This is a genomic window from Paenibacillus sp. JDR-2 (genome assembly GCF_000023585.1).
Classification (GTDB): Bacteria; Bacillota; Bacilli; order Paenibacillales; family Paenibacillaceae; genus Pristimantibacillus.
Genome location: NC_012914.1, coordinates 6,298,827 through 6,316,972 on the forward strand (window position 1 = coordinate 6,298,827; position 18,146 = coordinate 6,316,972).

An 18,146-nucleotide genomic window follows, 5' to 3' on the forward strand; every position below is an offset into this window, starting at 1 on the left:
AGACTGTGTTGCCTGGCCAAAACGTTGCATTACGCTGCATGAAATCCAACGTACCTTGGATAAGCTTAGTGGTTGCTATTAAACCATCTCGTAACCGTGAGTTTTTTCGTAAAGCCCAGATACTTATATTTAACCGTAACGCTTTGAACCGACCCCTCGTCAGCGGAAAAACGGATTCCGTAGAGAATAGGCGTATGGGCTTTTTTCATAATAGCCTTCTTAAACTCGTCACCGGTAAGAGCCGGGTAAATGGATGAATCGTGTATTCCCATAAATTCGATTTCCGGAGAAGGCTCAGGCATCACCTGCACAAACTGTCCGGAATCATAACTAACGCCAAGCTGCACGGGACCGGATGGGGAAGTTCCGTTAATCGTTACGCTAACGATATCGATTTTCCGGAGGCCCTTGTTCACCAGACCAACAACATACTCCGGAGGTTTCCCGTCAGGGGGCGTAAAGGTGGCCAGCCCGTCGGTATTTAATGGTTCCGTTTGCTGATACCATATACCAGCTGCGGCGGTTATCCCGATTATGATGATCAGGCAGCCATACACGATTATGCTCGTTAATCGTTTAGCGGGTTTCAATTTAACCCTCCTAACCTTCTGGTTACGGCTTCGCGATAAACCCCGTTTTAATGCCCTTTACAAAACCGGCCTTTTCGTAAAAAGTAAGGGTGCCCTCCTCTTTGGAGCTTGTCAGCAGCATCACTTTGTAGCAATTCTGCTTCCAGGCGATAGCAAGCGCCTCCCGCAATACGCTGGTTCCGTAACCTTTTCTGCGGAAATCGGAATGGGTAACCACGTTTTCGATCAGTCCGTACGGCCTTGCTCCTCTCGTTAAATTCGGAATAATAATCAGTACGCAGGCTGCCGCTATCCGGCCGCTCACTTCTACAACCAGATAATGCATGTTGCGATCCTGCCGAATCTGACTCCATAGTTCTTGTACATCCGCCGCTTGAAGCTCCGGATCATTCGGAATCAAATGACGGTATAAATCCAGAAGCTCCTGCAGTTCATGTTCCCGAATAGCTCTAACTTGGCTCATTGGTCCGCTCCCCATTCTCGTCATCTCCGCCGTATATGCGGGCGGTACCCTCATTTTATAGGAAAAGTTTGTAAACTCAAGACTTATACGGTTGATGCGACAATGCTATAATGATGGAAGGAAACGGTATAAAGGAGATTTTTACAATGAGCAAAATAGAGCTGCCTATTCTCCACTTCCCGGATCAGCCGGCTTTCGAGCAATGGCTTGCCGAGCAATACGACCAATCATCCGGCATCTGGCTGCAGATTGCGAAAAAAAATGCGTCCCGCGCCTCAGTCACCTACCATGAAGCGTTGGACATCTCTCTATGCTACGGCTGGATCGACAGCCATAAAAGAAAGCATGACGATGAAAGCTGGATTCAGCGTTTTTCGCCAAGAGGACCAAAAAGCATCTGGTCGCAGATTAATAAAGATAAAGCCGAAGCGCTTATCGCCGCGGGCAAAATGCAGCCAAGCGGCCTTAAGGCCATCGAAATAGCCAAGCAGAACGGATTATGGGACAAAGCGTACGAATCGCAGTCTAACGCTGCCATTCCGGAAGATTTCGCCCTTGAGCTGGCGCGAAACGAGAAGGCTGGGCAGTTTTTTGAGACGTTGGACAAGCAGAACAGGTACGCGATTTTGTTCCGCATTCACAATGTCAAAAAGCAGGAGACGCGGGTGAAGAAGATTCAGCAATTTATAGAGATGCTGGAGAAAGGCGAAAAAATTTATCCCGGCAAAAAGGAAGGAAAGTAATTTATGCCGATAACGGTTCAGACTATAATAGATGCCTTACGATCGTCGGTTCCCCCGATTCCTGACACGGTGGATGTTCTGATGGCCGGCCATCCCGATACCGAAGTAACCGGAATGGCCGTGTCTTTCATGCCAACCCAGCAAGTGATTGAAAAAGCTCTCGCAGCGGGAGCTAATTTCCTTATTACGCATGAGCCCCTCTCCTACAACCATCGGCATGAGGAACAGCTGATCGGGAACGATCCGGTTTTCGCGCAAAAGCTGAAACTTATTGAAGAGAGCGGAATCGCGATCTTTCGGTACCATGATTACTGCCATCGGAAGCAGCCGGACATTATCATGACGGGCTTATTGTCCGCGTTGGAATGGGAATCACGCTTGGCGGAAATGCTGCCGATCGCCGCCCTTCTCGAGCTTCCGTCTATGACGGTCGCGGAGGTTGCCGCGCATGTGAAGCAAAAGCTTGGCATGCCCTTCCTCCGGATTACGGGCGATCTTTCCACTCCAATCAGCCGTGCGGGAATTCTGGTCGGTTACCGGGGAGGCGCTTCAACCGCTATTCCGTTTATGCGCGATTTTAACCTGGATCTGCTTATCGTTGGGGAAGGTCCGGAATGGGAAACGCCGGAATATATCCGGGATGCCTCGTATCAGGGCCGGTCAAAAGCATTGCTGACTCTGGGCCACGCGGAAAGCGAAGAGCCGGGCATGCGCGCGTTAAGCGATGAATTGAAGCTGCGGTATCCGGAAATCCCGGTGGAGTTTTTCCCGATTCAGCCGATTTTCCGGATCGTGTAGTGGAGGATAAAGCTTAACGATACACGGCATCGTTAAGGAATCAGAATGCGAAAAAAGGCTGCCCGCGGGCAGCCTTTTTAACTTAACATCTATTTATTTTACAAGCAGGACCGGACAGTGAGCATGCTGGGATACCCCATGGCTGACGCTGCCAAGCAGAATTTCCGAGACAAGTCCCACGCCGCGGCTGCCCATGACGATCAGGTCACAGCTGCGCTCCTTCGCGGTATTGCAGATGAGAATGGACGGATCGCCGTCTGCTCTAAGCAGCGTGTAATCTACTCCGGAGTCTCTCAGCTGTGCAGCTGCTGCGGAGAGCACTTCATTCTCTTCCTTCTCCAGCATCTCCCCCACATCCACATAAACAAAAGCCTGATTCATCGCGACGCGTCCCGTAACGTGGATAACAGACAGCCGTATAGGCGCATTGATCGCCTTCACCAAATTGATCGCGTGATCAAGAGCTTTGCTGGACTGCTGCGAACCGTCGACGGGAACAAGGATATGATTGTACATAAGAGATGCCTCCTTCAAAATGTAATCCCTAACCTTTTAATACCCACTTCCAAGCTTGTTCAAACATTCTTTCTATAATTAGCATACTCCTCAATAATGTTAACGTCAACGTAAACGTTATAATTCAAAATTACCCCTTTACAAGCGAACGTATATTCGTTATCCTATTTATGGTTATATTTACCATGTCTGGAGGGTTATAAATAATGCGTACTTATCAGGTCGACAGGATTGATCGGGAAGAGCTCAAGCTGGTTGGCTATTCGATTAGGGAAAGCCTTAACAACGTTCTGCAATCGCGAATTGTTGGCGTATTGCGCGAGCAGCTGGCTGACCGCAGGAATGAGCTGCCGAACCGGAACAATGAAGGCATTTATTTGATTCAAATTTATAACCAGGATGGCCAATGGACGCATGATACCCCCTACCAGCATGTGATCGCTTTCGAAGTAAGTGCTTTTGAGAATATACCTGCCGACATGACCACCTATACTTTACCTTCAGGAACTTATATCAAGATCGTTCATGAAGGCCCGGAGCCAGAGATTGGCAATACGTATGATTATATAAACAACGCGTTTGGCGTTAGACCTATCGATATCGAATATTGGAATGACGTCTACTCCTTAGACCGGCAAGATTCCCGGATTGATATTCTGATCCCCGGCTAAACAAAGTGAAAAGCCGGGATCTGACGCTTGGCGTCAAATCCCGGCTTCCTTCCTTGCTTATTGACCGGATTCCATTTTTGCTTTGTATGCATCCATTTGTTTTTGCAGCTCTGCAAGAACTTTATCGTAGCCGGCTGTTTTCAGCTTGCTGCGGAATTGTTCAACCGCTTTGACAGGGTCGCCTGCTTTACCGTAAGCGATAGCTGGACCCATCTCGCCGGTTACTTGCGTAATCGCTGTCAGCTCTGCTTCAACAGGAGTTTTGTCGAATACGAATTGACCGTAAGGATACGCTTTTTTGATTTTGTCATACTCAGCGTAATAAGTTTCTTCGAGTTGATCCCATACCGTTACGCTTGGAATCTCGAATTTGTCGACACGGCCGCCCCAGAAGTCGGAGTAGAAGCCGTCTTTTGTCTCGTCATAGCCAGCTGGTTGTTGACGTTTGCCGTCTTTTACTTCGTACTGTACGCCTTCGATACCGTAGTTGAGCAGGTGGTAAATTTGCTCATCGTTGCGGATCAGGTCGTAAGCCATCAGAGCGCGCTCAGGGTTTTTGCTGTGTGCGCCTACGGAAGTACCGCCGTGAGTGATGGACAGCTCAAGCAGGTTGTTGCCGCCTTGGCGGGCAAACGGGAACATTTGCAGATCGGATCCTGGCTGGTCTTTATCCATTTGAACGCGGAGACCGCCAAAGGTTTGCGTATGGTGCTGGTCCATACCTGTCAGGCCCGCACGCAGCGAAGCGCGTGTATCGTTTTTGTTGTTCAGTACGTCTTCACGCCAGAAGCCTTTGTCTGCCCATTCTTTCATCATGGTTGCGTATTTCACCATTGTATCTTCGAAGACAGGGCTGTTAACGGTGTATTTCTCGTCATACGATTTGGTCGTGAATACCGGCAGGTAACCTGTAGAGATTGGCAGCTCAAGGTTATCCGTGTAGGAAGTATCGAATCCGCCGAATGTACTTGTTCCTGAAACCGCATCCCAAGGGATTACGTCAGGCTTGTTGTCCTTAATGTATTGAAGATATTTGCCAATGCCTTCCCAGTCTTTAATTGGCTCTGTAATGCCTGCTTCTTTCGCCCAGTCACCGCGGTAGAAGAAGCCATGGTTAACCCATTGCGTATATTGATCTTCAGGGATAAGGACGATTTTACCGTTGTATTTAGACTCCGCCCAATCCTCTTGCGGAATCGAATTATAGGTTTGAGGCGCATATTTAGGAAGCAGATCATCCAGGTTCATAAAGGCGCCGCGTTGAGCATTGCCCCAAGTATCGAGCCAGTCCGTACCGATTGTGATCAGGTCAACCGGTTCGCCGGAAGCAAGCGCAAGGTTGTATTTCGTTTGCCAGTCCGTCCATTCAATCCATTTCCATTCCAGCTCGGCATTGATTTTTTCCTTCATGATTTTGTTAACTTCTGCAAGCACCTTCTCGAATTGTCCGTTAGTTGGCTTGTTACCAAGCACCATATAGGTGATTTTGACGAACTTAGAGGTGTCAACAGCCGCATCGCCGCCAGTGTTTGTTGATCCTTCTGTGTTTGTGCTTGCATTGTTGCTTGGTTTAGCTGTGTCTGCTGGTTTATTCTCTTTGTTGTTGTTACCGGAGCAGGCTGCCAAGCTGGAAGCCATCAAAATAGAGAGCAAGATTGCGGAACTTTTCTTAAACATGCACGTCTCCCCTTTGTTTTTAATAATTTGGGCTTTGCCCGTTATGTGATGAGGCCTTTTGGCCTTCGGCACATCAACCTTTAACTGCGCCTACGGTAATACCTTTAATGAAGTAGCGTTGTACGAATGGATAGAACATAATAACAGGTCCAGTTGCAACAACAGCCGTTGCCATCTTCATGGACTCGAGCGGAACATCCCGAAGCGAGACATTGGAGGCTGCTGCAGAGTTGCGGACAAAGTCGGCGCTAGTAACGACGTTATATAGGAAAAGCTGGAGTGGACGGTATTCCATATTCGGCGACAGGAACAGCATCGAGTTATACCATTCATTCCAGTAACCAAGCGCGATAAACAAACCGATTGTTGCAAGAGCCGGAGTCGTCATCGGAAGAATGAGCCGCAGGAAAATCGTAAAATCCCCTGCTCCGTCGATTTTAGCCGATTCCGTGATGGCATGCGGGATGGAGCGAACAAAGCTTTTCATCATGATGATCAGGAACGGGCTGAGAAGCCCTGGCAGCAAGACGGCCAAATAATTGTCCTTCAGGCTCAAATACTGCGTCACGAGCAGGTAGAAAGGAACAAGACCGCCGGAGAACAAAGTCGTAAAGTAGATAAAGAACGAGATGCCGTTCCGGTAACCAAAGTCCGGGCGTTGCAGCGCGTAACCGGTCATCGCGACAAGGAACAAGCCAATTGCCGTACCCGCCACGGTAAGCAGAATCGTTACAATATAAGAACCAACGATGATATCAGGATTCTCGAATACGATTTTGTAAGCAAAGGTACTAAATTCCTTCGGCCAGAAGTTAAAGCCAAATTTCTTGATAGCCGACTCCGAAGTAAACGATGTACCCAAGATGAGAAGGAATGGCAGCAAACAGCAAAGCGCAAAGATGGAAATCACAACGTAACCAAACGTTCTGACAATGACTTCGCTCGCATCTGTCCGAATGCTTCTGGATTCTACGATATTCTCTTCCATGTCAGCACCCCCTAGAATAACGAGTTTTCTGGCGACGCCTTTTTAACGAGCCAGTTGGCCGTTATAACGATCACGAAGCCGAACACCGATTGATATAAGCTAACTGCACTACCGATAGAGAAGTTGAAATTCGTCATAAGCGAACGGAATACGTAAGTTTCGATAATATCCGTCGACGAGTACAATGCCGTATTGTTTGCTCCAACCAAGTTGTAGAACAAACCGAAGTTGCCTTTCATAATGCCGCCAAGCGAGAACAGCAACAAAATAATGAACGTTGGCTTAAGCCATGGGATAACGATATAGATAATCCGTTGGAAAGCGTTTGCACCATCGATTTCAGAAGCTTCAATGATCTCATTATCAAGACCCATGATAGCTGCGAAGTATACGATAGAGCCATAACCTGTTGACTGCCATAAGTAGGTTATTACGATAATGAATGGCCATACATGAGAATTGGAGTAGACTTTTACCGGATCCATGCCGATAGATGCAAGCAAATGGTTCAGCAGGCCGTAATCATAGCTCAGAATGTTGTAAGCGATCAGACCGATCAGTACGGCCGAGATAAAGTGCGGAAGGAACAATAAGGTTTGAGCTACTTTCTTAAACCATTTGCGGCGCAGCTCGTTAAGCAGGATAGCTACGAATATTTGCAGCAAATTCCCCAGCAAGATAAAAGCAACGTTATAAGCTACGGTATTAAAAGTCAGCCGCCACAGGTCGCCGTTCATAACGAGGAAGCGGAAGTTGTCGAAGGCAACAAACGGACTTTTGAATATGCCGTCCGCGTAATTGTACTGAATGAACGCCAGATACACGCCTGGCATCGGCAGATAAGCAAATACAATGAAGAACGCAATTGCCGGCAAACACATCAGAAGCAAAGTTTTATTGTTCCAGAATCGTCTCAGCCTGCCTGAGCTTTCCGTACGCGGCTTGCTCTGGATGGCTGGTTGTATAACCTTTTCCATGTGAAGACCTCCTTACCAATTACTAATTAATTTCTAGCCTTTTTTCTTCCGGCTAGACCGGTTGAAGCCTGATGGCTTCCAGCCTGCAAGGTGTTGCTTGATCAACGGCTTCCAAGAGGATAGCAATCTCGCCTTCCTTCTTGTTAAACCAAACGCCCGGCAAGTAAACCGACTGCTGACTGCCTCCGGTAATAACCGGCCGTCCTTCTTCGCCAGGTGTCCAGATCCGTCCAACGATTTGTCCTTCGAGAAACACCGTCAGCTTAAGCCCCGATCCGGAAACTATTGCGCGCCAACCCTTGCCGTTATCTGAATTCTGAATGGTGTTGTACAGCCATGCCGTCTGACCCGCCTCGAGCTGCACGGGAAGCTCCGTAACCTGAGACTGTGAACGTGCTGCATTCGCATGGGCCGATAGCTCAGGCTCTTCCGCCCCGCTAATCACCCAGTTCACTGCCTTGATTCCTTCATACATGACAGCTCTTCTTCCAGCAGGAAGGCCAATTACTCTCTCCAGGAAGATCGCGAGTTCTGCTGATTGCCCGGCTGTGAGAAGATTGGAGAGGTCAAGATAAGGATCAAATGGTCCAACATCCCCAGCCCACTGGCCATCAACAAACACCTTCGCCGTCGATTGCATCCCTTCAAAGTGAAGAATCCAGCTGTCTGCCCGTTCTCCGGGAATAAAGCTTTTCCGGTAGTATTCAAAGGCAGGATGATCCGGCGACAGCCAGCCGCCCAAGTTCACAACCGGCCACAGCTTCCGGTCGGCTTCTGCCGTAAGCTCCGGTCGAATAGTTCGGTCCGCAGCGCGGTACACGCTCCAATTACGACTTAGTTCATGCTGCCCTGTTACAAGCGTCATGCCTGTAAGTCCTTTTAATGCGTTAAGCTTTAAGCCCGGCAGCCTGGAATCATCGAAGTTGGAATGTCCCCAAATTTCCGTTCGGGCAACCAGCTTACCCTGCGCCAGCCCTTCTTTTAACGCGAGATAGCTGCTGCTGCCGCCCGGAACCGTAGTTCCAACGTAATGACCATCCGCATAAAGCGAAATCACATCACTGCCGTTTTGGATCAGTACACCCTCTGCCGTAACCGCCCGATCAACCGGAACATCTGCTTCATACCAGCCATACCCTCGATAAATCTCGTTTTGTTCCAGGTATGCGGCTTGAGATCTCGATTGCCTTGACCCTGGCAAGGTCATCGGCTCCGCTCCATTCAAGGAGCTAAGCTGCCAATTGGTGACCTCCGTTTGCTCTTTATCAGTAGGTTGAATCTCTGATGAACAGCTGTGCAATAACCCTTCTTCATCCAGATCATCCATATAAAGCGCTTTTACTTTATCGTGGATCGCAATCGTCAAAACGGCTCCGCTGCGGGTATTTATCCGGCATACGGCATCCGATGTTCCATCGAACTTGATGCTTAACCGTCCATCTTGAATGTCTGTCACACAGTTCTCGGCTTCAACGGCAGCAATCTCCCCACTGCTTAACTGAATTTGACCGGCGCTTTCGGTATGGAAAGCAAGTACTTGGCAGCTTGCCGTCTGCTTCGCATAATAAAGCTCCGCTGTTGATTGCTCCAGAATCCCTTCCAATCCCCAGCCCGATAACGGAATCTGATACGGCAGAGCCAGCGATCGGCCTCCCCGTAAGACAAACGAATCAGAACCGGCTATTGCAATTTCCTTATCCTCATCATCCAGATTCGTCAGGAACAACAATTGGCCGCCGTCCTTCAGATCTAGCACATACGGGCCGGCAATGTTATTCCATTGACCGCTCAGAATGAGATCTTCATCCGCTGCTCCGGTTGCTTTCGCTTCTGCCAGCTTGCTTCCGTAAGCTTCAATCAGTCTGCCGAGCAACCTGCCTTCGTAAGCTTCCTCCCGGATATGCCCTTCCGGCGAGATCATTCCGCCAAAATCATAATCCGATGTCATAAACGCAAGCGGTTTACCCCAGTTGTTCGTGGCGTTCGTAAAGCCAAAATCCGTACCCGATACCTGAAGGTAAGGTCCGAGAAGCTTGGCGCCGCAGCCGAGTAATCTTCGAAGCAGGTAATGCGCGCGGTTTGTCTCGGTTACGAGGAGAGGATAACCAAGCTCCTCCATAAGCCCGCCGTAATGGAGCACCTTCTGCTCGAATTCGGGATCCCGGTCATTCGGATAGAAGTTGCAGGTTGGGGCTACTCCCTCTGCAATTCCTGCTGCTTGAAGCAAGCCGCCTTGACCCGCACAAGCGAACAGCGGAACCGAAATCCCATGCGCCAGCACCAAATCTCTTAATGCGCCGATATACCCTTTCGGATCCTTGCAATCATAGAAGTCGAGCTCGTTTTCCAGCTGTACCGCGATAACCGTTCCGCCTTCGTCAGCCTGGTAAGCTTTCAGAAGAGGGATTATCCGGTCGAACCAGCTGGCGACCCGGGATAGAAATACCGGATCATTCTGCCGAATCTCGATGCCTTGCGCCAGCAGATAAGCGGGAAGCGCGCCTCCGTCCCATTCGGAACAAATGTAAGGTCCCGGTCTTGCGATCACCCATAATCCTGCATCTCTTGCCGCTTCGAGGAAGGCTTCGACATCACGCTCTCCGCTGAAATCCCATTCCCCTTCCCGCAGTTCATGATAGTTCCAAGGGAAGTAGACATCGATACTGTTATAGCCATAAGCTTTCAGCTGCTCCATCCGTTCCTTCCATAGCAGCCTCGGAATCCGGAAGTAAAAGAGCGAGGCACTTAAGAGCAGCTTGGGTTCTCCGTGTATACGTACTGCATCGGCCTCGAACTGAACTGCCGATATCGCCTGTGTATCCAAACCCATTCTAGACGACCCCCGATCGATAACATGTATCCCGTTTCATGAAACCCGTTTCATTTTTTGGTAAAAATAAAATACACATTCGATCCGAAACAACATTAACTGTCATATTTACGGTATTCTTACGTGCATTTCATGTGGAAAATATGATGATAGCCGATTGCATTGAAACGGGTTTCATTTTTGTTCGAACCGTGTATTGCTTTGACACCTTGATAATAAATCAGACATGAAAGCGTTGTCAAGAAAGTTTTTTGAAATATTTATCTAAATATTCCATTTGGCCCATTTGGCCTTGAGCCTATTGGCGGAGCCGTTGATTCCCGAATGACCAACTCTGGTCTCAGCTTTGCCTTCTTGCTTACTTTGCTTTTGGTAATCATCTTATGCAGCTGCTCGGCCGCATATTTCCCGATGTCATAGCATTTGAGAGACACCGTCGTCAGCTCCGGTATACTGTTGGACGCGTACGGAACATCGTCAAAACCAACCAGCGACAGATCCTCCGGAACCCGAAGACCGGCATTATAGGCAGCTTTAAGAGCGCCAATCGCCACTAGATCATTCGCGCAAAATACCGCCGTTGGCCTCTCCGGCAGGCTAAGCAAATAATTCATGAACAGCTTGCCCTTCTCTACCGTAAAGCCGCCATCCAGCATCCATTCCTTCCGGACTTTAAGCCCGTTTTTCTGCATGGTCTTCACAAAGCCTTGAACACGCTGAAGCGTATTGGCCATGCTCTGATAGCCCCCGGCAAATGCGATATCCCGATGACCGAGATCGATCAGATGCTGCGTTGCAAGCTCGGCCCCTTCCCGCTCGTCAACGCAAACGGAATGAATATTTTGCCCGGGCAAATTGCCGTTAATAAGCAAAGTCGGTACGCGTTTGCTAATATCAACAACTTCGCTGACCATCGCTTCGCTAGGTTTAGCCAGGTTAATCCGGCCGCCGATCATAACGATGCCGTCTACCTGCTTCTCCATCAGCAGGCTGAGATACTGCGATTCACGCTCGTATTGCTCCTTCGAATCCCCGTTTGTCGAAACGGTATCGCATAGAAAGAACGTGTAGCCTTTGATTCTCGCCTCTTGCTCAAACCCGGCCAGAACTGTCGGAAAGAACGGGTTGGTGATGTCCGGCAAAATAATGCCGATCATCCCCGTCTCCTTCTTGGACAGGCTTCGAGCTAATGCATTAGGCTGAAACTGGTACTTGTTCATCAATTCTACGACGCGATCTCTCGTTGACTTTTTTACGGGGGCTGTGTTGTTCAAAACCCGCGATACCGTTGCAACCGATACATTCGCTTCCTTCGCAATATCATACACTGTAACCGGTTTCAAAAGTTATCACTCCCCAATCCATTAGCTGATCACCAGTAGAATAGCAGATTTTTTCGAAAATAAAAACAATCTCTTGCAATTATTTGGATTTAGTATTAACGACCTATACCTTTAACGCCGCCCAACATGACAAAAAACCTACCCGTCATTTTAGCGAATGCCGGGTAGGCTTCATGCCTGGAAGCTCCTATTTTCCGTCAACCTTTTTCCACCAACGGTCGAATACGGTCACCGGCTGCTCCCGTTTATGAATGGTCCGGATATACCAATTTTCGATTTTTTGCCGCTCGTCCTCGCCAATTTCCTTGCCTTCCAGATAGTTGTCGATATCGTCGTAAGTTACGCCTAGAGCAACTTCGTCGGCAAGCTGCGGCTTATCCTCCTCAAGGTCTGCGGTAGGGGCCTTCAGATACAGATGCTCCGGGCAGTTAAGCTCCTTCAGAATCTGTCTCCCCTGCCGTTTGTTCAGCCGGTATAACGGAGTCAGATCCGCAGCGCCGTCGCCAAATTTCGTGTAAAAGCCCGTGATCGCCTCGGCCGCATGGTCCGTTCCGACAACCAGCCCGTTCTCTTCCGCCGCAATCTCGAACTGCGCGATCATCCGCTCTCTTGCCTTCCGGTTGCCCTTCGTGAAATCGCTCAGCTTCTTCCCTGTCCGGGCTTCGTATTCCGCTGCTCCGGCGTCAACGGCCGCTTTAATGTTAATCGTGATAAAGCCTTCCGCCCCGATAAAAGCAATCGCATCCTGCGCATCCTGCTCATCCTTTTGGTTGCCGTAAGGCAGCCGGACGGGGATGAAACGGTAGGTCTTTACTCCCTCTTCGTCGTTTAATTCATTCACCGCCATTTGGCAAAGCTTGCCGGCAAGCGTCGAATCCTGTCCGCCCGAAATACCAAGAACCAAGGCGGTTTTTCGCGCAAAAGTCATGTAATCCTTTATAAAATCAATCGTTCTTCGGATTTCCTCCTGCGCGTCAATCTGCGGTTTTACTCCCAATTTCTCAATAATCTGCTGTTGCAAGGTCATTACCATGCGCCTCCTTTAAACGTTAAATACGGTACAAGCCGTTTTGCTTGATATAGTCATAACACGAATCCGGCAGCAAATATTTCGGTTCCCCGCCCCGGCTGAATTCATCCCGAATGTAGGTCGAGCTGATCTCCATGGCCAGCCCTTTGCTCATTAGCTGGAACCGGCCGTCGTCATGATTGCGGAGCAGCGGCGAACGGGAGATCGCTTCCGTCATGTCGATTCCATTACGTGCCATTATGATAAACTTATTTTCCTCAATCAATTCCTTCTCATGCGACCATTTGCCGTCCGCGATATCGACCAGAAGATCGGCGCCCATAATAAAATACAGCTCATCCTCCGGATATTGCTCGCGGAAATGCCTCATCGTATGGAACGTATATTGCATGCCCGCAAGGACCGTAAGCTCGTAGGGATCCAACACAAACTTCGGATTATCCTGAATCGCAAGCTTAATCATATTAACCCGGTGCTCGTCGCCCGTATTGGTTTTCTTGTCATGTCTCATGCTGGATGAAGGAAGAAAGATCACTAAATCCAGGTTTTTGCGGTGCGCAACCGTCGAAGCCGTCCATAAATGCACATTCGTTACCGGGTCAAAAGAAGATCCGTATATGCCGATTTTCCGGGGGGTTGTCGTCATGTCTCTTTGGCCACTCCTTCCGCTTTCTCCTTCATCGCATGGATGAGATTCATCTTGTTGTCCCAGCAGCGCTGGCTTAGGTCAACCGGATAATCCTCCGGATTCTGATTCCGTTTGTATTCGTCCCACAGCAGCTCCAGATTTCCTTTGGCAAAAGCTTGCACCTCATAGAGCTGTGGCATCTCGTATACCAGCTTGCCGCCCAAAAAAATATCCGCATGAAGCTCTCTCGCTTCATAATTCGTTACGAATTTGCTGATGTAGGTGTACACCGGATGGAACATCTTGAGACGACCTTCCTCCTGCGGCTTCTCCTCTTCCAGCGCGATATAATCGCCCTCCGAGCGGTGATTCACCAGATTAATGATCCGGTACAGCTTCTTCCTTCCCGGAGTTGTCACTTTCTCGGGATTGCCCGAAATTTTGATCGTATCGACCATTTTTCCATTATCATCTTCAATCGCCACAATTTTATAGACTGCACCTAAAGCCGGCTGATCATACGCCGTAATAAGCTTTGTTCCAATACCCCATGCATCGATAACCGCGCCTTGCGACTTCAAATTCAGGACCGTATATTCATCTAGATCATTCGAGGCATAGATCTTAGTGTCTTGAAAACCCGCTTTGTTCAGCAGCTTGCGGACTTCCTTCGAGAGATAAGCAAGATCGCCCGAATCAAGCCGGACGCCTTCGAACAAATCCTTGATGCCAAGCTCCTTCACGACTCGGATGGCGTTATGAATGCCCGATTTGAGCGTATCGTACGTATCGATAAGGAAGACGCATTTGCGGTTCATCTTCTTCTGCCGCTCCGCATAGCGGAGGAACGCTTCGTATTCGTCCAGCATCGCCTGCACCATCGCATGGGCATGCGTGCCCGACACCTTTGCGCCAAACCGTTTGCCGCAGCGCACGTTCGAGGTCGCATCGCAGCCGCCGATTATAGCAGCCCGCGAACCCCATAGCGCGGCATCCATTTCATGGGCACGGCGCGTGCCGAATTCGAGAAGCGGTGCATCTCCAACGGCATTGCGGATTCTCGAAGCTTTTGTCGCGATCAGCGTCTGGTAATTTACGATATTAAGCAGCGCCGTCTCGATAAACTGGGCTTCAGCCAGCGTACCTTCTACCCGGAGTATCGCTTCATTGCCGAAGACCAGCTCTCCTTCGCGCATGGCGGTAATTTTGCCGGTGAAGCGAAGCTGCTTCAGGTAAGCGAGGAAGTCCTCTTCGTAACCAAGCTCTTCATTCAGGTAGGCCAGGTCCGAATCCGTGAATCCAAAGCTTTGCACATATTCGATAATCCGCTCCAATCCCGCAAAGATCGCATAGCCGTTCCCGAAAGGCAGCTTTCGGAAAAAGAGTTCGAATACCGCTCGCCGCTCGCTCATTCCTTCCGCCCAATAAGTCTCCACCATATTAACCTGGTATAAGTCAGTGTGCAGCGCAAGGCTGTCGTCCGCATATTTCTTGGTTTGCTGTACGTTGTCCATCTCCCGTTACCTCCGTATCCTTATCCTTATATCGTCAGGCCTTCCGCTGTCGCAAGCCGAATGCCGTATCGCTTAACTAACCCCTCAATCGCCGTATCCGTCAAAGCTTCCGTACCCGGTATCGGGCTCGAGCAATCCGTCAGCAAATGAATGCTTTCGGTCAATGCCCGATTCTCCGCATGATGCTCCAAAATATGCTTCAGCGTATCGAGTACGCAATGCGAGAGTGCCTGACCGGCGACATAAATTTTGTTGTATTCCGTGAGACTGTCCAGAAAAGCCCGGTTCGCGTCGCTCGCCACGCCATCCTCCCGGTAGAACGCGCCGTACATTTCGCTTAAAGGATCCTGTCCTTTCTCCAAAATAATCGGCGTGCTTCTTCTCGCTACCGTATGGAAGTAGACCAGATTCATAAATTGTCCTTCGAATTCCACGCCGTTTGTTCCTTCCAGGCAATGGTAGGGCCAGATACGAAGCTCCCGCTTCCCGCCCGCCTTAAGCTCATGAAGATAAGCAAGGCTTCTCGCCGGCGAAAAGACCGGCGTCCACTCCCCATTCATGACCGAATCAACCGTAATGACCGTTTCAACAGGTGCGGGATGCTTGCCATTGCGGTCTATCCACCAGCAAGGATGAAAAATCTGCAGCGGCGTATGGACGTCTTTGGTCAATGCGAATTGTGTGATTTTATGCAAATTTCTATACATAAATTTTCCAAGCCGAATGGTATCCTGTACCGAGCCTGGAACCCCCAGGTCCCCGCCTTCAATGAAGCTGTTCTGCTCATCGATGACGAGGAGCAGGATTTTCTCTTGATCTTCTTCAGCTGGCGGCAGCTGCTCTTTTGCTGCTTCTGCTAGCACAACATTCATTGTGGCGCTGCTTTTGCCGCCAATCTCGGCCTCCCGGAACAAACGGTCAAACGGGGTAACAAGCTGATTATTCGAAGTCATCGCTAGCCATCTCCTCTTATTCCTTATTTCATGTTTTATGAAATATTAATCGTAAAAAGAACAGGTATTGTGACAATACCTTTAGAAGTAGATCGACTCCAGAGGTTCTCCCTCTTTGAAACGGTACAAAATCGATGGTCGCTTGGAGTTTCTTGATGTGGTTTTGGCTTCGCCGTCGATTCGAACGACCTCGATAAACGGGAGGCGTTCGGCACGGTTCCGGAATGTCGAATACTTCGCTACCTTCGGGCTGTCCGTAACGGTTAAGAGCACGCTTTGCAGCTCGCTTAACGTGAATTCCTGCGGCAGGAAGCTGCGCGCAACCGTCGAGAGCAGCATATCCTTCCGGATCATTTCGTAAGCGTCCGCAATCACTTCGCGATGGTCAAAGGCAAGCTCCAGCTCTTTAATCTCCTCGATCGTAAAGAGCGCCACCTCCTCCGCATCGTCGGCCGCCTTGCGTTTCTCGAGATAATCCTCCGGCACAATCGCGTAATGGGCATTTGAGATGATCCATCCCCGCTTATCCCGGCCCAGCTTGTCATAGACCCCGTAATGCCGGATATGAATGCCCTGTACGCCGGTCTCTTCGGACAATTCGCGCTTCGCCGCTTCGTAGGCAACCTCCTCGGGGTCGATAAAACCTCCCGGCAGTGCCCACTTCCCGCCTTCAATATTTGGACTTCCTTCACGGTCATGCCGTGCCCGGCGGATCAGCATCAGCTTCATCGTCCGTTTCGGCGGTTTATTTGGTGCGATTGGCTCGCTAATGATCGTAAATACCGCAATATCGCTTGTATAGCCATCCGGTGTCCGGTATTTCTTCGGATCGTAATTGGCGAGAACTTCTTCTTCGGAGTTGTAACGGGCCATTTCATCACCTCAATAATATTTCATATTTCATGTTTTATTATTTATAATGTCATATTAACATGATCCCACGAAAGGAACAAGTGTTTTTCGGAAAATAATTCGCCTAATTTTTCTGTTGCTGCTGCGGCTGTTGTGGATTTTGTTGGCCTTGCTGCTGCCCTTGCGGCTGCTGTCCCTGCACCTTCGGCGGCTTCTTTTTGATAGCTATGATAAGAAATAGCATGATGACCGGCAGCGCAAGGAAAAAGGTCAAATCAAACCAGGGATAGTAATTAATCAGTATCTGATTGTAGGTTGTAATATTCGGCGTCCCCACCACCGTGCAGACAAGCAGAATCATGCCAAGCGGAATGGTCAGCATCTTGCTTTCCTTCAACTGAAACACTTGCGCCAGACCTGTTGTAAGCGTAAAGAAATGAAGCAGCGTTTTGTAGAATACCGTAATAATCCACAAAAAGGCCATAACCGCTTCGATCCGCTCGAAGAAATGGCCAATCATAATTTTCTGGGCAAGCACAAAGGTCGGATAATATTTGGTCTCCATAAGAGCCGGACCTAATACGAGTACGCTAAGGAGAACAATAAGAAACAGGATGATGCCACCGACTATAAATCCTTTCAGTACATGTTTCGTGAGCTTGCCGTTGCCTTCAACGTAAGGAACCAGCATGAGCAGTACAGCCATTTCGACAAAACCCGTACAATACGCGGGAAGCGCCCCGTTGATAATAGGCAAGAACCCCCTCGCCATAATAGGAAGCATATTGGGCCATTTAATCTGTGGCATCAGCAAAACGACAAGAAGCACAAACAGTCCCATCATGACCGGAAACAGTATTTCTCCCATTCTCGCATAAGCCTCAATACCATAGCGGTAAGCAATTATAATGACAGCCCCGAAAAACAAAATAATCGCGTTAACCGGCGTTTCCGGCATTAATTGCGTCGTCATGAATTGGCTCATTTCGCTAAGCAGCGTCAGGATGCACATAAATGACGAGAATATAAAGAGAAGAAAAAAGAAGCCTCCGAACCATAAGCCTAATCGTTGCCGGATGGCTTCATACAAGCTTACCCGCTGCAGCCGGTTGGCAATAGCCGCAAATATTCCTCCCGTGAGAATTCCGGCAATAAAAGCAAGCAGCATCGACAACCAGGCATCCTGTTTGGAGGAGGCGGCCGTAATCGTCGGCATGATCAGAATCGAGTCGCCAACGGTACCGATCATAATCAAAATCGCGAACTGTCTAACCGATATTTTCGCATTCAAGTAAATAGACATTTCGAACCCCCTCCTCCCTACTTTTCCTCTAGAATGATTTTGCAGTCCCCATCCAGCGGAACATCCATTTGACAAGCATAAACGGGTTAGGGAGCGAAAGTTGAAGCATCAAAAGACTGTACAAAACCGTTCCGATCAGCAGAAGGACAAGGAATGCAGAAAGCTCCCGGAATTGCTGACGGCGAATAAGCCCTGGAGCTTCCAACCAAAAAGCGCCTGCCGCCAAAGCCAGAACAGCCAATACGGATGTCATTCGATCCCCCTCCCTCT

18 protein-coding genes are annotated in these 18,146 nt (G+C 49.2%); 3 read left to right on the forward strand and 15 right to left on the reverse strand.

What is annotated here, in order from left to right; translation table 11 throughout:
* Positions 1-65 precede the first annotated feature (65 nt).
* Entirely contained in the window at positions 66-590 is a 525-nt protein-coding gene (locus tag PJDR2_RS27615) for a hypothetical protein (protein WP_015847046.1), read from the reverse strand.
* 22 nt (positions 591-612) lie between these two features.
* Positions 613-1,053, reverse strand: a complete 441-nt coding sequence (locus PJDR2_RS27620) for a GNAT family N-acetyltransferase (RefSeq protein WP_015847047.1) — start codon at positions 1,051-1,053, stop codon at positions 613-615.
* 146 nt (positions 1,054-1,199) lie between these two features.
* On the opposite strand from PJDR2_RS27620, the gene PJDR2_RS27625 reads away from it, so the two are divergent.
* Both PJDR2_RS27625 and PJDR2_RS27630 read left to right on the forward strand, forming a co-directional pair.
* Positions 1,200-1,796: a YdeI/OmpD-associated family protein gene (locus PJDR2_RS27625; protein ID WP_015847048.1), complete on the forward strand. Its 597-nt coding sequence runs from the start codon at positions 1,200-1,202 to the stop codon at positions 1,794-1,796.
* Between the two features lie 3 nt (positions 1,797-1,799).
* Positions 1,800-2,594: a Nif3-like dinuclear metal center hexameric protein gene (locus PJDR2_RS27630; protein ID WP_015847049.1), complete on the forward strand. Its 795-nt coding sequence runs from the start codon at positions 1,800-1,802 to the stop codon at positions 2,592-2,594.
* A gap of 93 nt (positions 2,595-2,687) precedes the next feature.
* On the opposite strand, the gene PJDR2_RS27635 is transcribed toward PJDR2_RS27630, so the two are convergent.
* Positions 2,688-3,110, reverse strand: a complete 423-nt coding sequence (locus PJDR2_RS27635) for a universal stress protein (protein ID WP_015847050.1) — start codon at positions 3,108-3,110, stop codon at positions 2,688-2,690.
* Positions 3,111-3,316: 206 nt separating this feature from the next.
* On the opposite strand from PJDR2_RS27635, the gene PJDR2_RS27640 reads away from it, so the two are divergent.
* Entirely contained in the window at positions 3,317-3,781 is a 465-nt protein-coding gene (locus PJDR2_RS27640; RefSeq protein WP_015847051.1) for a GyrI-like domain-containing protein, read from the forward strand.
* Positions 3,782-3,838: 57 nt separating this feature from the next.
* Here PJDR2_RS27640 and PJDR2_RS27645 read toward each other — a convergent pair whose 3' ends face one another.
* The 12 genes from PJDR2_RS27645 to PJDR2_RS27700 form a co-directional block, all read right to left on the reverse strand.
* Positions 3,839-5,458, reverse strand: coding sequence for a DUF3502 domain-containing protein (locus PJDR2_RS27645; RefSeq protein ID WP_015847052.1), 1,620 nt, complete (start codon positions 5,456-5,458; stop codon positions 3,839-3,841).
* A gap of 73 nt (positions 5,459-5,531) precedes the next feature.
* A complete protein-coding gene (locus tag PJDR2_RS27650; protein WP_015847053.1) occupies positions 5,532-6,446 on the reverse strand; it encodes a carbohydrate ABC transporter permease in 915 nt (304 codons plus the stop codon).
* An 11-nt stretch (positions 6,447-6,457) separates the two neighbouring features.
* Positions 6,458-7,423 (reverse strand): ABC transporter permease, encoded by a 966-nt coding sequence (locus PJDR2_RS27655; RefSeq protein WP_015847054.1) that lies wholly within the window; start codon positions 7,421-7,423, stop codon positions 6,458-6,460.
* A 52-nt stretch (positions 7,424-7,475) separates the two neighbouring features.
* Positions 7,476-10,253, reverse strand: a complete 2,778-nt coding sequence (locus PJDR2_RS27660; protein ID WP_015847055.1) for a beta-galactosidase — start codon at positions 10,251-10,253, stop codon at positions 7,476-7,478.
* 260 nt (positions 10,254-10,513) lie between these two features.
* Positions 10,514-11,596 carry a LacI family DNA-binding transcriptional regulator gene (locus tag PJDR2_RS27665; RefSeq protein ID WP_015847056.1) on the reverse strand — a complete coding sequence of 361 codons (1,083 nt, stop codon included), beginning with the start codon at positions 11,594-11,596 and terminating at the stop codon, positions 10,514-10,516.
* A gap of 187 nt (positions 11,597-11,783) precedes the next feature.
* The gene (gene nadE / locus PJDR2_RS27670) at positions 11,784-12,623 is read right to left on the reverse strand and encodes an ammonia-dependent NAD(+) synthetase (protein WP_015847057.1); all 840 of its coding nucleotides are present in this window, start codon (positions 12,621-12,623) and stop codon (positions 11,784-11,786) included.
* A gap of 22 nt (positions 12,624-12,645) precedes the next feature.
* Entirely contained in the window at positions 12,646-13,272 is a 627-nt protein-coding gene (gene nadD, locus PJDR2_RS27675; protein WP_015847058.1) for a nicotinate-nucleotide adenylyltransferase, read from the reverse strand.
* Entirely contained in the window at positions 13,269-14,768 is a 1,500-nt protein-coding gene (locus PJDR2_RS27680; RefSeq protein WP_015847059.1) for a nicotinate phosphoribosyltransferase, read from the reverse strand. The genes nadD and PJDR2_RS27680 overlap by 4 nt, the downstream gene beginning before the upstream one ends.
* 26 nt (positions 14,769-14,794) lie before the next feature.
* On the reverse strand, positions 14,795-15,721 hold the full coding sequence (locus PJDR2_RS27685; protein ID WP_015847060.1) for a hypothetical protein: 927 nt from the start codon (positions 15,719-15,721) through the stop codon (positions 14,795-14,797).
* An 81-nt stretch (positions 15,722-15,802) separates the two neighbouring features.
* The gene (locus tag PJDR2_RS27690) at positions 15,803-16,594 is read right to left on the reverse strand and encodes an NUDIX domain-containing protein (RefSeq protein WP_015847061.1); all 792 of its coding nucleotides are present in this window, start codon (positions 16,592-16,594) and stop codon (positions 15,803-15,805) included.
* Positions 16,595-16,697: 103 nt separating this feature from the next.
* Positions 16,698-17,876: a GerAB/ArcD/ProY family transporter gene (locus tag PJDR2_RS27695; RefSeq protein WP_015847062.1), complete on the reverse strand. Its 1,179-nt coding sequence runs from the start codon at positions 17,874-17,876 to the stop codon at positions 16,698-16,700.
* A gap of 28 nt (positions 17,877-17,904) precedes the next feature.
* The gene (locus PJDR2_RS27700; RefSeq protein ID WP_015847063.1) at positions 17,905-18,129 is read right to left on the reverse strand and encodes a hypothetical protein; all 225 of its coding nucleotides are present in this window, start codon (positions 18,127-18,129) and stop codon (positions 17,905-17,907) included.
* Positions 18,130-18,146 lie beyond the last annotated feature (17 nt).

What these genes read in the sequence shown, in the direction of transcription:
- PJDR2_RS27620 (WP_015847047.1), bottom strand. Translation starts at nt 1,053, where the DNA reads ATGAGCCAAGTTAGAGCTATTCGGGAACATGAACTGCAGGAGCTTCTG.
- PJDR2_RS27625 (WP_015847048.1), top strand. Translation starts at nt 1,200, where the DNA reads ATGAGCAAAATAGAGCTGCCTATTCTCCACTTCCCGGATCAGCCGGCT.
- PJDR2_RS27630 (WP_015847049.1), top strand. Translation starts at nt 1,800, where the DNA reads ATGCCGATAACGGTTCAGACTATAATAGATGCCTTACGATCGTCGGTT.
- PJDR2_RS27635 (WP_015847050.1), bottom strand. Translation starts at nt 3,110, where the DNA reads ATGTACAATCATATCCTTGTTCCCGTCGACGGTTCGCAGCAGTCCAGC.
- PJDR2_RS27640 (WP_015847051.1), top strand. Translation starts at nt 3,317, where the DNA reads ATGCGTACTTATCAGGTCGACAGGATTGATCGGGAAGAGCTCAAGCTG.
- PJDR2_RS27645 (WP_015847052.1), bottom strand. Translation starts at nt 5,458, where the DNA reads ATGTTTAAGAAAAGTTCCGCAATCTTGCTCTCTATTTTGATGGCTTCC.
- PJDR2_RS27650 (WP_015847053.1), bottom strand. Translation starts at nt 6,446, where the DNA reads ATGGAAGAGAATATCGTAGAATCCAGAAGCATTCGGACAGATGCGAGC.
- PJDR2_RS27655 (WP_015847054.1), bottom strand. Translation starts at nt 7,423, where the DNA reads ATGGAAAAGGTTATACAACCAGCCATCCAGAGCAAGCCGCGTACGGAA.
- PJDR2_RS27660 (WP_015847055.1), bottom strand. Translation starts at nt 10,253, where the DNA reads ATGGGTTTGGATACACAGGCGATATCGGCAGTTCAGTTCGAGGCCGAT.
- nadE (WP_015847057.1), bottom strand. Translation starts at nt 12,623, where the DNA reads ATGACCTTGCAACAGCAGATTATTGAGAAATTGGGAGTAAAACCGCAG.
- nadD (WP_015847058.1), bottom strand. Translation starts at nt 13,272, where the DNA reads ATGACGACAACCCCCCGGAAAATCGGCATATACGGATCTTCTTTTGAC.
- PJDR2_RS27680 (WP_015847059.1), bottom strand. Translation starts at nt 14,768, where the DNA reads ATGGACAACGTACAGCAAACCAAGAAATATGCGGACGACAGCCTTGCG.
- PJDR2_RS27685 (WP_015847060.1), bottom strand. Translation starts at nt 15,721, where the DNA reads ATGACTTCGAATAATCAGCTTGTTACCCCGTTTGACCGTTTGTTCCGG.
- PJDR2_RS27690 (WP_015847061.1), bottom strand. Translation starts at nt 16,594, where the DNA reads ATGGCCCGTTACAACTCCGAAGAAGAAGTTCTCGCCAATTACGATCCG.
- PJDR2_RS27695 (WP_015847062.1), bottom strand. Translation starts at nt 17,876, where the DNA reads ATGTCTATTTACTTGAATGCGAAAATATCGGTTAGACAGTTCGCGATT.
- PJDR2_RS27700 (WP_015847063.1), bottom strand. Translation starts at nt 18,129, where the DNA reads ATGACATCCGTATTGGCTGTTCTGGCTTTGGCGGCAGGCGCTTTTTGG.